Source organism: Chryseobacterium fluminis (assembly GCF_026314945.1).
Lineage (GTDB): Bacteria > Bacteroidota > Bacteroidia > Flavobacteriales > Weeksellaceae > Chryseobacterium > Chryseobacterium fluminis.
Genome location: NZ_CP111121.1, coordinates 1979845 through 1995570 on the forward strand (window position 1 = coordinate 1979845; position 15726 = coordinate 1995570).

Annotated in this window: 16 protein-coding genes and 1 pseudogene; 6 read left to right on the forward strand and 11 right to left on the reverse strand. The window is 37.8% G+C overall.

Translation table 11 applies throughout. The features are described from left to right. Positions 1-29 precede the first annotated feature (29 nt). The gene (speB, locus tag ODZ84_RS08825; RefSeq protein WP_266176621.1) at positions 30-884 is read right to left on the reverse strand and encodes an agmatinase; all 855 of its coding nucleotides are present in this window, start codon (positions 882-884) and stop codon (positions 30-32) included. Positions 885-1069: 185 nt separating this feature from the next. Between speB and ODZ84_RS08830 the strand changes: the two genes are divergently transcribed. Next, the gene (locus ODZ84_RS08830) at positions 1070-1729 is read left to right on the forward strand and encodes an HAD family hydrolase (protein ID WP_266176623.1); all 660 of its coding nucleotides are present in this window, start codon (positions 1070-1072) and stop codon (positions 1727-1729) included. 31 nt (positions 1730-1760) lie between these two features. Here the strand turns inward: ODZ84_RS08830 and ODZ84_RS08835 are convergent, their stop codons facing one another. The 6 genes from ODZ84_RS08835 to ODZ84_RS08860 all read right to left on the reverse strand — a co-directional run bounded on the left by ODZ84_RS08835 (position 1761) and on the right by ODZ84_RS08860 (position 6599). After that, complete coding sequence (locus ODZ84_RS08835) at positions 1761-2231, reverse strand: hypothetical protein (protein ID WP_266176624.1); 471 nt, start codon at positions 2229-2231, stop codon at positions 1761-1763. A 28-nt stretch (positions 2232-2259) separates the two neighbouring features. After that, positions 2260-3654 (reverse strand): type III PLP-dependent enzyme domain-containing protein, encoded by a 1395-nt coding sequence (locus ODZ84_RS08840; RefSeq protein ID WP_266176626.1) that lies wholly within the window; start codon positions 3652-3654, stop codon positions 2260-2262. Between the two features lie 111 nt (positions 3655-3765). Beyond that, the gene (locus tag ODZ84_RS08845) at positions 3766-4641 is read right to left on the reverse strand and encodes a tyrosine-protein phosphatase (protein ID WP_266176627.1); all 876 of its coding nucleotides are present in this window, start codon (positions 4639-4641) and stop codon (positions 3766-3768) included. A gap of 122 nt (positions 4642-4763) precedes the next feature. Next, the gene (locus ODZ84_RS08850; protein ID WP_266176628.1) at positions 4764-5405 is read right to left on the reverse strand and encodes a thiamine diphosphokinase; all 642 of its coding nucleotides are present in this window, start codon (positions 5403-5405) and stop codon (positions 4764-4766) included. A 32-nt stretch (positions 5406-5437) separates the two neighbouring features. Next, positions 5438-6028, reverse strand: coding sequence for a tetratricopeptide repeat protein (locus ODZ84_RS08855; RefSeq protein ID WP_266176629.1), 591 nt, complete (start codon positions 6026-6028; stop codon positions 5438-5440). A gap of 1 nt (position 6029) precedes the next feature. Then, the gene (locus tag ODZ84_RS08860; protein WP_266176630.1) at positions 6030-6599 is read right to left on the reverse strand and encodes a cob(I)yrinic acid a,c-diamide adenosyltransferase; all 570 of its coding nucleotides are present in this window, start codon (positions 6597-6599) and stop codon (positions 6030-6032) included. A gap of 310 nt (positions 6600-6909) precedes the next feature. Here ODZ84_RS08860 and ODZ84_RS08865 point away from each other — a divergent pair, with 310 nt between their 5' ends. After that, on the forward strand, positions 6910-7401 hold the full coding sequence (locus tag ODZ84_RS08865) for a DinB family protein (protein ID WP_266176631.1): 492 nt from the start codon (positions 6910-6912) through the stop codon (positions 7399-7401). Between the two features lie 438 nt (positions 7402-7839). Here the strand turns inward: ODZ84_RS08865 and ODZ84_RS08870 are convergent, their stop codons facing one another. From ODZ84_RS08870 to lptB, 3 genes and pseudogenes are all read right to left on the reverse strand, one after another. Then, positions 7840-8790, reverse strand: a complete 951-nt coding sequence (locus tag ODZ84_RS08870; protein WP_266176632.1) for a helix-turn-helix transcriptional regulator — start codon at positions 8788-8790, stop codon at positions 7840-7842. A gap of 154 nt (positions 8791-8944) precedes the next feature. Further along, positions 8945-10672, reverse strand: a complete 1728-nt coding sequence (locus ODZ84_RS08875; protein ID WP_266177339.1) for an ABC transporter ATP-binding protein — start codon at positions 10670-10672, stop codon at positions 8945-8947. 509 nt (positions 10673-11181) lie between these two features. Further along, positions 11182-11907 (reverse strand): annotated as a pseudogene (lptB, locus tag ODZ84_RS08880) (LPS export ABC transporter ATP-binding protein); the annotation flags it as partial. A 140-nt stretch (positions 11908-12047) separates the two neighbouring features. Between lptB and ODZ84_RS08885 the strand changes: the two are divergent. Together ODZ84_RS08885 and ODZ84_RS08890 are read left to right on the forward strand one after the other, a co-directional pair. Next, the gene (locus ODZ84_RS08885) at positions 12048-12341 is read left to right on the forward strand and encodes a TM2 domain-containing protein (RefSeq protein ID WP_266176634.1); all 294 of its coding nucleotides are present in this window, start codon (positions 12048-12050) and stop codon (positions 12339-12341) included. A gap of 72 nt (positions 12342-12413) precedes the next feature. Then, the gene (locus ODZ84_RS08890; protein WP_266176635.1) at positions 12414-13142 is read left to right on the forward strand and encodes a hypothetical protein; all 729 of its coding nucleotides are present in this window, start codon (positions 12414-12416) and stop codon (positions 13140-13142) included. Positions 13143-13251: 109 nt separating this feature from the next. On the opposite strand, the gene hemB is transcribed toward ODZ84_RS08890, so the two are convergent. Continuing rightward, the gene (gene hemB, locus ODZ84_RS08895; protein WP_266176636.1) at positions 13252-14241 is read right to left on the reverse strand and encodes a porphobilinogen synthase; all 990 of its coding nucleotides are present in this window, start codon (positions 14239-14241) and stop codon (positions 13252-13254) included. Positions 14242-14358: 117 nt separating this feature from the next. Here hemB and ODZ84_RS08900 point away from each other — a divergent pair, with 117 nt between their 5' ends. Together ODZ84_RS08900 and ODZ84_RS08905 are read left to right on the forward strand one after the other, a co-directional pair. Continuing rightward, positions 14359-14709, forward strand: coding sequence for a T9SS type A sorting domain-containing protein (locus ODZ84_RS08900; protein ID WP_266176637.1), 351 nt, complete (start codon positions 14359-14361; stop codon positions 14707-14709). A 104-nt stretch (positions 14710-14813) separates the two neighbouring features. Then, entirely contained in the window at positions 14814-15725 is a 912-nt protein-coding gene (locus ODZ84_RS08905; protein WP_266176638.1) for an ABC transporter ATP-binding protein, read from the forward strand. The last annotated feature ends 1 nt before the right edge of the window (position 15726 follow it).

The following is a 15726-nucleotide window of genomic DNA, read 5'->3' on the forward strand; positions in this document are numbered from 1 at the left end:
GCAGAAAAAATCCGATTCCTGTGAAGTTTTTAATCTTGATTTATATGGTAATAGGCAAGCATTTTGTAGTAGAGCTTTGCAGCCAGGAATGCACTTGGCTTTGCCATTGGAGAATCCATTAATTCTACAATATCAAAAGCGACAACATTACATTTTTCAAATACTTTTTTTAACAGCTCCAGTGTCGGATACCATTGCAAACCACCCGGTTCGGGAGTTCCTGTTGACGGAGCGATCGACGGGTCGAAAGCATCAAGATCTATCGTAATATACACGTTTCCTGAAACCTTTTCCAGAACATCATTGATCCAGTTCCCGTTATTCGCAATTTCATGGGCAAAAAAGACCCTTCCCTCCGGTAAATATTCCGCTTCTTCGATATCCATCGAACGAATTCCGACCTGTACCAGATTGTGCTTCTGATTGGCTTCAAAAACAGCACATGCATGATTGGAAGTAGAACCGTGGAACTCAGGACGTAAATCGGTGTGTGCATCTAGCTGAAGAACCGTCAGGTTTTCATATTTCTCACCAACTGCGCGGATCGAACCGATCGAAACAGAGTGTTCACCTCCGAAAAGCGTAAACAATTTGCCATCATGGTTCAAAAGTTCTTTTGTTTTTTGGTACACCGCTTCTGTCATCGCTTCCGGCGAAGATTTTTCAGAAATTTCTCCGGCCAGGTAAACTCCTTCCAGATAAGGTTCCGTCTGGGTTTCGATGTCATAAAGCTCCATGTTTTCAGAAGCATCCAAAAACAGTTCAGGACCTTTATCAGCTCCTTTCCCCCAGGTTGAAGTTCCATCGTAGGGAACAGTTACCAACATTACTTTAGAGTTCTCTAACGACGCATTTTCTTCAGGAATTCCCGCGTATGTTTTCATGTCTTATTTAAAAATTAAATGATTTCGGCAAAGATACAAAGAAGATGGGAGATGGAGACCCCGAGCCAGAATTTTTACGGAAACGCAAAGTCTGACATGAATCATTCAGACTTTTTATAATTCCGCTTCAACTGCCAGCTACTCCCTTCCAGTCAAAATTATTACCTTTGTAAAAAATTCAAAATATGCCTTTAAAAGCTGTTCTTTTCGATATGGATGGAGTAATTGTAGATACAGAACCATTACACAGAAAAGCTTATTTTAAAACCTTCGACCAATTGGAAATTGCCGTTTCCGAAGAATTATACACTTCTTTTACAGGAGCTTCTACCAAGAGAGTCTGCGACACTTTAATCAGTGAGTTTGACCTGAGCCATACCTACGAGGATATTGCAGCCATCAAAAGAGCCCATTTTAAAGATTACTTTTATAATGATGATGAATTTGATTTAATTCAGGGAGTAAGAGAACTCATCCAGCATTATCATGAAAATGGGGTGACCCTGATTTTGGCTTCTTCCGCAACCATGACCACTATTAATATGGTTTTTGAAAAATTCGGCCTCGAAAAATATTTCAGCGGAAAAATAAGCGGAGCCGATCTGAAAGAATCAAAACCTCATCCTGAGGTATTCCTGTTAGCTGCTGAAATGGCTGGCGAACCTGTTGAAAACTGTATGGTCATTGAAGATTCTACCAACGGCATTTTAGCAGCACATCGTGCTCATATTTTCTGTGCCGCCTACAGAAGCCCACATTCCAAAAACCAGGATTATACATTGGCAGACACCGTTGTGTCAGATTATACGGAACTTGAAACGGATAAGGTTTCAAAATATTTTTAAAAAGTAAAGCTCTCAAATTGAGAGCTTTACTTTATAGATTACTATTTTGTATCTTGCTGTCAGCGTTGACATTTATCCCGTGAACTATTAAAAGTTCGAATTCTTTTATTTTTAAAGGGTCACTTTCGATGATGCCATAATGATTCTTCAGTCTTTTAAAGACACTTTTAGTGATATGATCATTTTTAAAACTAAGTGTAATTCTGCCAGGCATAATGTTCTGTCTCCTCAATTTATTATAAGATTCTCTGCTGTCAAATCTTAATACGATTCTATCTAATCCATCTTCATCTTCTTTTTGATAACTGATAGATGATATGGGTAAATCTAATGTTTTAATAAATTCTCTCAGAGGCTGACCGATAAAATTTATTTGATTCCTTTCTAATTTACTATACTGTATCTCTTTAAATGCACAATTGGTTTGTGCTAAAATATTTACTGATAATAGAAAAATCAATAGTAGAAAAAGCTTTCCTTCCCAAGCTTGTATTCTGTTCAATTTAATAAATTATTTGGCCATGCTGCCCTTATTTATATCCCAAAAGTTTCAGCACATCTTCAGGTTCCTGTTTTTCGCGGAATATCTCATATTGCAGTTCCCCGTTTTCATCTTTCTGAATCAGCACGTGTCTCGGCTGAGGCATCAGGCAGTGATGAATTCCACCAAATCCGCTGATCGCTTCCTGGTAGGCACCGGTATGGAAAAACCCGATATACAAAGGTTTTGTATCGCTGAAGACCGGTAAATAAATAGCATTGGTATGCTGTTCCGAGTTATAATAATCGTCTGAATCACAAGTGAGCCCACCTAAGAATACCCTTTCGTAAGTATCATCCCAACGGTTTAACGGAAGCATGATAAAGTGTCTTGAGATAGCCCAGGTATCAGGAAGGGTGGTCATGAAAGAAGAATCGATCATATTCCACTTTTCTCTGTCGTTCTGACGTTTCTGGGAAATGATTTTATAAATGTTCGCTCCACTTTCACCTACGGTGAAGCTTCCGAATTCAGTATAAATATTAGGTTCCTCTACCCCTTCTTCTTCACAGAATTTTTTAATTTGAGAAACAATCTCCTCCACCATATACTGGTAATCGTAATCAAACTGCAGAGAGGTCTTGATCGGGAAACCACCACCAATATTCAGTGAATTCACTTCCGGAGCAATTTTCTTAAGACGTGCATACACGCGGAGACATTTGTATAATTCGTTCCAGTAGTACGCCGTATCTTTGATTCCCGTATTGATAAAGAAGTGAAGCATTTTCAATCTTGCATTCGGGTGTTCAGCAATTTTTTGGCTGTAATAAGGAATAATATCCTTATACCCGATTCCCAGTCTCGAGGTATAGAATTCGAACTTCGGCTCTTCTTCAGAAGCGATTCTGATTCCGATGTCAAAAGTGGTATCAATACTTTCGGTTAATTTATCAAGCTCACGGTAATTATCCAGAATCGGGGTAATATTTTCGAATCCGTTGTTGATCAGGTCAGAGATTTTGGTCAGATAATCATCGGTTTTGAAACCATTACAGATTACTTCAATATCTTTATCTACTTTGCCATTTTCGTAAAGGGATTTTACGATATCCATGTCATAAGCAGAAGAAGTCTCAATAGAAATATCATTTTTCAGTGCTTCCTCAAGCACAAATTTGAAATGACTTGATTTTGTACAATAGCAATATCTATAATTTTTCTTATATTCGGTTTTCTCAAAAGCTTCCTTAAACCAGCTCTTGGCTTTTTGGATATTTTGAGAAATTCTCGGCAGGTAGCTAATTTTTAGCGGGGTGCCAAATTTTTCAACAACATCCATTAATGGAATGTCGTGAAACAACAAATTGTTCTCAGACACATTGAATTCCTCCGTAGGAAAATACAACGTCTGATCAATAAGTTCCGAGTATTTTATTTTCATTTCTAAACAAGTGAATTAAGAAATGCAAAATTGCTAAAAAAGATTGGTTTTTTAACGTTAAAATTATTATAATTTTCCAGGTGTTTCTTAGTAAAAACTTCACATAAATTATCAATACGTAAACTTTTGAATATATTGTTCCCGCTTATTTTCAGAAATTCCTAAAACCTTTTGAATATAAACATCCGTTGAACCGTATTTATTATTGATTTCATTAAAAGCGGAATCCAGATAATCCGATTCTATCCAGCTTAGCTTTTCCAGTACGCCGATATCCATTTTCGGATACAGAAAATGTACGGAGGTGGCCAGATTGAGCCTTTTGTTCACCAATTTTTTCCTGTAATTATTTGACAGGAGATAATCGTTATAGATGGATTCTTTATCAAACTTTAAAATCGTTAAAATTAATGCAGATATCATTCCTGTTCTGTCTTTTCCGGCAGTACAGTGGTATAAAACGGGATGATCCGAATCCAGAATTTCCATGATGATCTGCCTGATGATTTCAGGGTTTTCGATGACATATTCTTTATAGAAATCCAGCATTCTCCTATTCGCGTCATCGCTGTTTACCTTCCCTTTTAAAACAAGTTTTTTTGCCTGATCCAGCTGATCGCCCTTATCCTCAAATGCCGAATAATTTTTATACCCAATATTATCGGGAAGATGATCCGGTTTACGGGCAATTTCTTTCGAATTTCTAAGGTCAATAACTTGCCTTATTCCTAATCGTTTGAGGTCACTGAAAGATCTTTTCTTCAGGCTGTGAAGATGTGCGCTGCGGTAAAATTTTCCTTCCTTTAATGTGCGTCCATCCTTATTTTTTATATTTCCGATTGTTCTGAAATTATAGACTTTTTCAACGGTGATATTTTGTCGTGTTTCAGTCCTGCCGTATTCGGGTGTAGAAATGTGCTGTGTCTTACAGGAATAAATACAGCATGATGTAATGATCAGAAATAATATTTTAAGCAATTCTTTCATGTTTTGCAGGATATTGGATTTCAGAGAGGGGTGTATTTTGATTTTTAAGGTTGGCTAAAGTCTGCTCCTTCTGACGACAGGCCTCCGTCCATAATCAGGAAGGATTGAATGACTTATCAGATCTATGTTTCCTGTGGCAAAGTATTTTTTCCTACAAAAATCAGTAAATCCCCTTTTTCATACTGGATAGATACCTCATCTTCCACGGCGAAGTTTCTGGTTCCGATTCTTGATGTTATGCTCAAACTTCCATGACTGAGAGGCCAGTTTAATCCTTTTGTCGTAATATTTTCAACGGACGGAAAGGGATATAATGAAACCATTTTATTTTTTACCTGATGAATAATTATGTTTTTGGGGATAAAATAATACTCTGAAAACTCATCATAAAATCTGATGTCCAAATGATCTTTAAATCCGAAAGCCACAGTAAGATTTCCTAAAAAATGATCCTGCTCACCGCCACTTCCGCCTAACACGTCGACATTTTTAAAACCTCTATCGGCAATGATCTCCAATGCTTTATGAAAATCTGTTTTATCCTGATCCGGTGTATGGATGAATTTTTTATGATGAATACCTTCATCTTTTCCGGAATGGGAATCAAAATCTCCTGAAATAAAAGCCAGTTGATCCAAAGGAAAATTCCGGTTTTTCAGGTAATGGAAAGCTCCGTCCGTACAGGCGATCAGTGTATAATCCTGATACTCCGGAAAAGACTTTGGCGGTTCCCCGTTGATAAAAAGTAATGCCTTTTCTGCCATTTTATCTGTTTCTTTTGCTTTTCAATAATTGATTATCCGGTCACCATTCTCCATTTTCTGACATTTTTCCCGGGTCTGTTCTCTTCGATTTTCTGAACAAATTCTTTGGCTTCCTGTATATCTTCTGCATCCGGCTGCATTTCAATATATACTTTATACGTTTCCAACATTCTGTTGACCTCATCATAAGATAAACCTTCTATATTCAGCACATTGCGGTATGAATTTCCAATATAGAAATTGAGGGCGAAATACTGATCCGAATTTTTGTCAATGATGGCATACAATCTTTCAAAGTAGCCAATGGCTTTTCTGAAATCCGGTTGATCTTTTGAGAAATTATTTATTCCACCATACCAAAGAGCGGCTGAAAAGGACGGATCTTTTTTTAATATTCCGGTAATAACTTTCTCAGCCTGATCATTTTTATTCTGACTGGTCAAGGTTAAAGCCAGCTGTGACTTTAAAATTAAATTATCAGGTTCCTGTTTCACACCTTTCCGGAAAACGTCTTCTGCTTCTGCAAATCTGTTTTGACTCATCAGGTTATTGCCCTCCTCAAGATAATTTTGTGAAAAAACGAGACCCGACGCAAACAGCAATAACAAACCTATTTTCTTCATACTACCTTTCATTCGGGTTCCAGTATTCTTCCGGCTCGTTATTGATTTTGGAGATATATCTTGCCAAAACGAAAAGATAATCTGAAAGCCGGTTTAGATATTTAATCAGCTCCGGGCGAACTTCTTCTGATTCGTTTAAAAAAACCAATGAACGTTCAGCTCTCCTGCAGATGGTTCGGGCCGCATGCAGAAATGTTGCCGGTTTTCCACCGCCGGGAAGGATAAAATACTGCAGCGGTTCCAGTGTATCATCAAAAGCATCCATCCAGCTCTCCAGTTCTTCAATTTCTGTATCTGAAATGACTAATGGAAGGCGCGACTTTCCGTTCGCCAGCATTAATTTATCAACCGGAGTGGCCGCTTCTGAACCCACCGTAAATAAATCAAACTGGATTTTTTTTAACTGTCTCAGGACTTCTGTATCTTCAATATGACTTTTTGCGATTCCGATGAATGAGTTGAGCTCGTCTATATTGCCGTAGCTGTCGACCCGTGCACTGGCTTTGGACACTCTCGTTCCGCCATAAAGCGCTGTCTGGCCTTTATCGCCTGTTTTTGTGTAAATTTTCATCGTACTAAATTACTTTTTTCCGGAAAGGCTGACAAGTCTTTTATGGATCTTCATCTCAAACAGAATTTCTATAAACCTTTACATTTGCTGTCTATATACTCTTTCAAGCAAATGACCGGTCCAAAAGACCGGCCACTCTTAAATTATTTATCCACCAGACCTTGTCTGAAGTATCCTTATCTAACGCAAAACCCACAGGATTATTTCAGGTAAGTAAAATTTTTTTTTCCTACCGAAACTCTACTGACAAACTGTTGTCATAACTCTGATTTACCTTTGCACCAACAATAACACTTAAAACAAATAGATTATGTCAACTACAACCACCATCACCAAACAATTTATGACCTCAGAACAACTATTAGAGCATTGGCAGGGACATAGAAACTTAACAAGAAGAGTCATTGAAGCTTTTCCTGAAAAAGAATTATTCGAGTTTTCAATAGGCGGAATGCGACCTTTTGCAAGACTTACCGTTGAACTCATTAGTATCGGAGGACCGGCTTTAAAGGGAATCGTGGATAGAAATATGGAAGCTTACAATGAAGAAGGTTTTAATCCGAAGACCAAAGAAGATCTTTTGAAAAAATGGGATGAGGAAACCGAAGTGATCAATACTTATTTTAATCAGATTTCTGAAGAGCGCTTACAGGAGACCTTCAACCTGTTTGGCCAGTATGAATTCCCGGTATACCAGAATATTTTGTATTTTGTTGATAATGAAATTCATCACCGTGGCCAGGGATTTGTTTATTTACGGGCTTTAGGAATAGAACCTCCTTTTTTTTGGGCGAGATTTTAAGATCTTTAATGCCTTTGTGGAGACTGAAACTACTGATAGAAAATAATACAGTCCATTCAAACATTTCCAAACAAGAAAGCTTTCAGAATTTCTGAAAGCTTTCATTTATTATTGAGTGGGAAGTATATTTTTAAAAAACTTAATGATGTTTGCTTTAAGCTTTGTAAAGGTCTCCGATGTCCCGAATTCTTTGTTATCGTAACCTATTGGAAAACCTTTCCCAACATATTCATTATTTTTATTTAAGGTAAGGGTGGCAGATTTAATATTCACCTGTCCTTCCTTTTCGGTATGAATATCTAAAAATTTGACAGAGGTATTTTTAGAGAAATCCAGTTTTTTTCAAATACGGAGCAGGCCGAAATCCAGATTGAAAAACCGATTGTGCACAATAAAAACCCACGTAAAAATAAAGACTTCATAATTTTGAGTAAATACTTAACAATTTTTTGAAATTTTAAATATCAGTTCTTTCAGACTTACTTTCAGAGATTCTGGTTCCAAAATTTCAGCATAATCAGCAAAGGTAATCAACCATCTGGGAAATCCCTCTTTTATCCAGTCGGTTTCAAAGATTAATTCAACCCGCTGCTCTCTGTCAATCTCTTCGATTAAACCGTAATATTTTTTTGAGTTAACAAGATGTCCGATAATTTTTTTCTCGACCAGAAGCCTGACTCTTGTCTTATTTCCATTGGGGTTCTGCCGGTAATCATTAATCTGTCCGTATTCCTGCAGGAAAGGATTTTCTGTTTTAAAAATCTGGAGAATCCGGTCTACTCTAAACTGTCTGAAATCATTTCTCAATGTACAGAACGCCATGATATACCAATAATTAAACTCAAAAAAGACACCCACCACTTCAATGGTCCGCGTGGAAACTGTAGAATCTACCGTCATATATTCTAAGGTCAGCTGCTTTTTTTCGGCAATACTTTCGAGAATGATAGGGATAATATTGCGGATGTGATCTTCTGTTTTTGGATGATAATTGTAAACATCAATCTGTTTTTCAATATGATGAATCAAATTCCTGTCCGAATATTTCAATACTGAGCGTACCTTTTCCATAGCTGACTGATAATGGTTTCCCAGGCTTTGATGCAAAAATTTCTGCATCAGTTTTTCAGCAGTGATAAAACTCAAAACCTCCTCTTTGGTGAACATCACGGGAGGGAGCCTGTAGCCGTCCATCAGGGAATATCCGCTGCCTGCCTCTCCGACGATCGGAATTCCGGCATTTTCGAGTGTTTTTACATCACGGTAAATCGTACGGACACTTACATCAAATTTGGCGGCCAGATCCTGCGCCCTGACCAGTGGTTTAGATTGCAGCTGGGTAAGAATAGCAGTTACACGGTCGAGCTTTTTCAGGTAATGGTCGTTCATTGTTTGTTGAGAAGTTTAGAGTTTAGAGTTTAGAGTTTAGAGTTTAGAGTTTAGAGTTTAGCAAAAATAATATCTAATATCTAATATCTAATATCTAATATCTAATATCTAATATCTAATATCTAATATCTAATATCTAATATCTAATATCTAATTAATTATCTTTAAAAGTACTCACCAGCTTATCCAGGTTCAGACTTCTTGCTGATGCGTCGAAAATTTCGCGGTAGGTTCCATTGGTCTGTACCAGTTCGTCGTGCGTCCCACTTTCTACGACTCTGCCTTTCTTCATCACATAAATGGTGTCCGAATCTAAAATCTGAGACAGAGAATGGGAAATGATGATCACCGTTCTGCCCTCTTTTATGGCATCCAGGGAATTTTTGATCTGTTCGGTAGCGATGGCATCCAGACTTGCTGTCGGCTCGTCAAGAAAAATAACCGGAGGATTTTTCAGGAACAATCTCGCAATGGCAATTCTTTGCTGCTGTCCTCCTGAAAGCTGTGTGGCATCGTGTCTGTAGCCTTCCGGAAGGTCTAAAATCTGCTCGTGAAGATATGCTTTTTTAGCAGCCTCTTCAATTTCCTGAAAAGTGGCATTCATATTTCCGTAACGGATATTATCTTCAATACTTCCTTGAAAAATATGGTTTTTCTGGAGAACCAATCCAAGGTCACCTCTTAAAAAAGTATTGTCAAAATCATTTAAATTAACATGATCCAGTAAAATTTCTCCGGAATCCGGAAGGTAAAATTTGCATAGAAGATTAATTATTGTTGATTTTCCGGCTCCACTCAGGCCCACCAATGCCGTTGTCTTTCCATTTTCAATCTTCATAGTAACATCATGCAGGGCCTGAGCACCGTTAGGATAAGTAAAATTGACATTTTTTAATTCAAAATGTCCTTTAATTTCTTTTTCAGTAAAGCTTCCGTTAGGTTCTTTTTCGGCATCAGCATTTAAGATATCGAAATAGCCTTCAGCATAGATCATCGCATCATTCATATCATCATAAATCCTGTGCAGCTGCCGGATCGGAGCCGATACATTATTAAAAAGCATAATGTGAAGCATAATCGCACCAATGGTCATCTGTTGATCCAACACCAGGTAAACTGTCAGCAGAATAATGAGCACAACCCCAAACTGTTCGATAAAAGTTTTTAAACCGTCATAGATAAAATTCGTTTTTCGGGTAAACATCTGGCTTTCCATCAGCTGCATCTGCAGATCGTATTGTTTTTTCCCTTCGAATTTTTCGCGGACAAAACTTTTAATAACCATAATGGAATTGATCAGATTTAACAAACCTGAAGTTTTCTGCTCACGCTGATTTCTCAATGTACGTCTAACCCCACCGAGCTTCCTGGCCTGTAGTGAGCTGATGTAAAAGTAGATTGGGACAATGATCGTCGAAACAATTCCTACATAAACATTCTGTATGTACATGATCACCAGTGCAATAATAGAATTGGAAAACAGGGGCAGCATATCGATAAAGAAGTTCTGAACGAGTCTGGTTAAGCTTTCAATTCCCCGGTCGATCCTGATCTGCAGTTTTCCGGATTCGTGGTTTTCATCGTTAAAATAAGCGACACGATAGGTCAGAATCTTGTCAATCGCCGACTGGGCCAGGACCGAACTTACATTGATCCTTATTTTTTCCCCATAAAATTTCTGACCGAAATTAATGAAGATATTCAGCAGTTCTTTACCCAGCAAAATAATCGAAATGACCACCAGAATATGAATTCCTTCTGACATCGGATGTGGCAGATGGGTGAGTTTTGTAACTTCATCTACCGTGTATTTTAAAACGAGAGGATTGACCTGGGCCGCAAGCGCGCCTAAAAAAGTAAGAAACAAAGTTCCGTAGATCATCAGCCGATAAGGCCGTATAAAGGGAACAAGCTGCTTATAAATTCCGAATAAAGTAACGGTTCTGTTGAAAGGTTTTGCCATAGGAATTATTTTAACTAAAAAACGTACCGTTTCCGAGAGAAAAGGTACGTTTTATTCTATTTTTCAGCAAGTCTAATTGCTTATTTTACATTTTATACTTCGTAAAAATACGTGGTCAGATAATGCAATTCGGATTTCCCAGCTGCTTTAGATTCAGCCTCGGCCTGTTCTAATGTGTAGTGAGAATTGATTTCTTTTCTTTGAAAAATGAAAGAATTATTGGCATTTTTGTCTACTACATTATTAAAAATGTACTCAATTTCCGAGTTTGAAAGGGATGCAAAACTGATATCTTCAAAACCGTACATCAGCCGCAGGTCATCAAACTGATTAAAGTTTTCATTAACGAAACCCTGAAACTGAGATTTGGATTCAAAATTTCCGGCCCAGATATTATAGGCGTATTTTTTCTTTTTCGGTTTGTCAAAAATATTCTGATAAACGAAGTTTTCACCAAGGTAGGCTTCCCTTACCTGCGGATCATTTGCCAGTTCTTCGGGGAGACCTTCTTTCAAAATTCGTCCTTCAAACATGATGTAAGTTTTATTGGTAATGGCTAACGTCTGCTGTACATTATGGTCGGTAATCAGAATTCCGATGTTTTTATCTGTAAGACTTCTTACAATTTTCTGAATATCTTCTACCGCAATCGGGTCTACTCCGGCAAAAGGCTCATCCAAAAGAATAAAACTGGGGTCTGTCGCAAGACATCTTGCAATCTCTGTTCTACGTCTTTCACCTCCTGATAAAAGGTCCCCGCGGTTTTTACGGACATGTTGCAAAGAAAACTCTTCCACCAGTTCATCACATTTGATCTGCTGCTCACGTTTTGAAAGTTTCGTCAACTGTAAAACGCCCATGATATTTTCCTCCACTGAAAGTTTTCTGAAAACCGAGGCTTCCTGAGCCAGATAACCAATCCCCTTCTGAGCCCGGCGATACATCGCGTCGGTGGTAATTTCCTGCTTATCCAGAAAAATTTTCCCTGAAGTAGGCTTAACCAAACCCACAATCATATAAAACGAAGTGGTTTTCCCTGCCCCGTTCGGACCCAGCAGACCGACGATTTCTCCCTGCTGAACCTGTACAGAAACGCCTTTTACCACTTTTTTAGGACCGTATTCTTTGATTAAGTTTTCTCCTCGTAAAATCATAGTGGCAAAGATAAAGTTTTTTTGAATTCAAATTTTAGATTAAAAACCGGGAGCTGAAGTTTTATGAAATTTTAATATCCGGTGTTTCTTAAATGTAACGTTTTATGTCAGGTGCTACTTATCTAATCAAAAATATTAAAATGGAAAATTACGGATATACAAAATCACAATACAGTTATAATCAGCAGAACAACGGTCCTTACCGCTCTGAAAAGAAAATTCCTGCTGCTATTTTAGGAATTCTGGTCGGATGGCTGGCTTTAAACAAATTTTACCTTGGATATACCAAAGAAGGAATCATACCGCTGGTGCTGAACATCATCACCTTTGGTGCTGCATCCATCATTCCTTTTATCGAAGGTATTTTATATCTGTTTATGAGTGATAAACAATTCGATGATACCTATGTTTACGGTAAAAAAGGCTGGCTTTAAGATTTAATCTGAACGTGCTTATTTTCTGTTTTATTTCCATAATTTTATGGCACATCAACAACACAATTTATTATGGAAAACAATCAACAGCTAACGGATCTTCTGGCGCTGGACCTGGGACTCAATATTATCAACCGCAGGCCTTATGCAAAGGAAGTTTTTAAATGGCAGGACATGGATCTTCTGCCTCACTCTTCTGCCGACACTTTACTCTGTGAAATTTTTGAATGGAATGGCCGGAACTGGCGGACAACAGGAAATAACCTGATTGGTTTTTTATTTTCCGGAGATCAGCTTGGCACGATTAAAGATCAGGTAATGAACGTAAAAAAATTTCCGGCACTTATCCCCGACTTTGAGTTTACCAAAGATAACATGATCGAGTATGGTCTTTCACTTCCTTCATTATTTAATATCGGAATTAACGGAAATATTAAAAGTGTCAGGGATTTCTCAGTGCGTGTCAACGGGGTGACCAAATCCAGAATTACCAATATCGATTCTCCGGGAATTGAGATTTTAAGAAGTTATTCTGCATTTACCCAGGCTAAATCAAAAACATACCGGAAAAATGTAAAGTTTAATTTTTTGAGTACTTCTCTTTTTTATGCCGAAAGTGTGGAAATTTATCTTGAGAAAGAATCGGGAATCGGTGTAGAGGTAAGCTTTCAGACTCAGGATGTTGAGGTCGAGACAAAAATTAATACCGACACAAAAAAACATTTCGTGTTAAAGTATTACGGAAACCAGGCTCCTTTTGCAGCCAAGTTTACCAAGGGAAAAGATTTTGATATCTCTTAAATTAGTTTTAAGTTAGAAGTTATGAGTTATAAGTGTATACAGCCATGCACATCGCGCAATGCTGACCAGCTTATAACTCATAACTCATAATTCATAACTCGTAATTGAATTACCTGTTTAAAATCATCGCCGCTTCTTTTGCGAAATACGTAAAGATCATATCGGCTCCTGCTCTTTTAAAACATGTCAAGCTTTCAATAATTGTTTTATCATTATCCAGCCAGCCGTTTTGTGCTGCAGCCTTTACCATGGCATACTCGCCGCTTACATTATATACTGCAACCGGAAGATCAATGGCTTCACGAACTTTTGAAACGATATCCAGATAAGGAAGCCCTGGTTTAATCATAATGATATCCGCTCCTTCATCGATATCTTTAAAAACTTCGTTCAATGCTTCACGGGAGTTATGAAAATCCATCTGATAGGTCTTTTTATCTTTCGGAATTTCCACATCATCTTTCGGAGCGCTGTCTAATGCACTTCTGAAGGGTCCGTAAAAAGAACTTGCATATTTTGCCGCATAGCTCAGAATCCCTACATCGGTAAACCCGCTATCTTCCAGTGCTTCGCGGATCACCTGAACCCTTCCGTCCATCATATCGCTTGGTGCCACAATGTCAGCGCCGGCTTCCGCATGAGAAACGGACATTCTGGCCAGTGCATCGTTGGTGGCATCATTTACGATTTTACCGTTTTCGATAATTCCGTCGTGACCGTAAATGGAGTATGGATCAAGAGCCACATCAGGCATAATGATCATTTCCGGAACAGCATTTTTAATGGCTCTGATGGTATTCTGCATCAGCCCGTCTTTATTCCAGGCTTCTTTCCCCGTATTGTCTTTTACATGTTCCGACACCTTCATATACAGATTCACCGCCTTCACACCTAAAGAAAATAATTCCTTACATTCCTTTACCGTCAGATCGATGCTTCTCCTGAAAATTCCCGGCATCGATGGAATCGGTTCCTGTTTGTTTTCGCCCTCCATGACAAAGATGGGCATCACAAAATCATTCGTTGTAAGAACATTTTCTCTTACCAGACTTCTTATAGAATCATTGACTCTGAGTCTTCTATTTCTTGAATGTATCATTTGGAATACTTTTTGAATAAGTTTCTACAAATTTACTATAAGTTCTATAAAAAACTATTGCAGGAGATTGTAGAATTTTTTACTTTTGTTAGGAAATACTTAGATAAATTAAACTTGATGAAAAAACTTTTACTTTTATTATTATTTACAGGCAGTTTTGTTGGATTTTCCAACAATTTAAAAGCACAAGTCAGAGAGCCTGGTTCCATCTCACAAAAAGCTGATGACGGAGTTCTTGTCGCTTATCCGAATCCTGCAAAGGATTTCCTTATCGTTAAAGCAAAAGACACTTCTTTACGAATCAAAAGTGTGACTTTTTATTCGATATTGGGTACCCAGGTTGCGAATTACTCGGTGAATATGAATTCGGGAGAGATCAATATCGAAAAACTGAAACCCGGCAAATATTTAATTCGCTATATCTTAAGCGACAATACACAGAAAGTTACTCAAATCGTAAAACAATAAAACTAAATCCTGATAAACATCAGGATTTTTTCTTTTACATTAATTCTGTTTCAATTATTCCGTAACTTTCGGGACTTTTTAATACCAATTGTAAAAACAATTTAATGCTAAAAGCTGAACATATTCGAAAGACCTACAATGCCGGGAAAAAGGTAGCACTGGATGATTTTAGTATCCACGTACCCAAAGGGAGCATTTACGGACTTTTAGGCCCGAACGGAGCCGGAAAAACCTCTTTCATCCGTATCATCAATCAGATTACCCAGGCTGATTCCGGGGAAGTTCTCATCAACGGAAAAAAGCTGAATCCGGACCACATTAAAGATATCGGTTATATGCCCGAAGAAAGGGGCTTATACAAAAATATGAGCGTAGGAGATCAGATTCTTTACTTCGCAGAGCTGAAAGGAATGAGTAAAAATGATGCTTTACAGGAGGCGAAAAAGTGGTTTGACAAACTCAACATCGATCAATGGTGGAAAAAGAAATTATCTGAGCTTTCAAAAGGGATGGCTCAGAAGATCCAGTTTGTGGTAACCGTTCTTCACAGACCTCATCTGCTGATTCTTGATGAACCGTTTTCAGGCTTTGACCCGGTAAATGCCAATTTAATTAAAGACCAGATCATCGATCTCAAAAATAACGGCACTACCATCATCCTCTCTACCCACAGAATGGAAAGTGTGGAAGAAATGTGTGACTATGTCGCATTAATTGATAATTCTAAAAAAATTATCGACGGTAGGGTTTTTGACGTAAGAGAAAAATTCAAAAAAAACATCTTCGGAGTTACGCTTTCGGAGGTAAATAACAGTCAGCTGGATACATTCAAAGGCAAATACGAAATTTTCAATATGATCCATGAAAACAATCTTGTGTCTTTTGATTTAAAAAATGAAACCGATCAGAACCATATTCTTCTTGACCTTGTGCATGTTGGAAAAGTGAGATCTTTTGACGAAAGAATTCCCAGTATGAACGAAGTATTTATTAATGCGGTAAGCAACAACTCTTAAT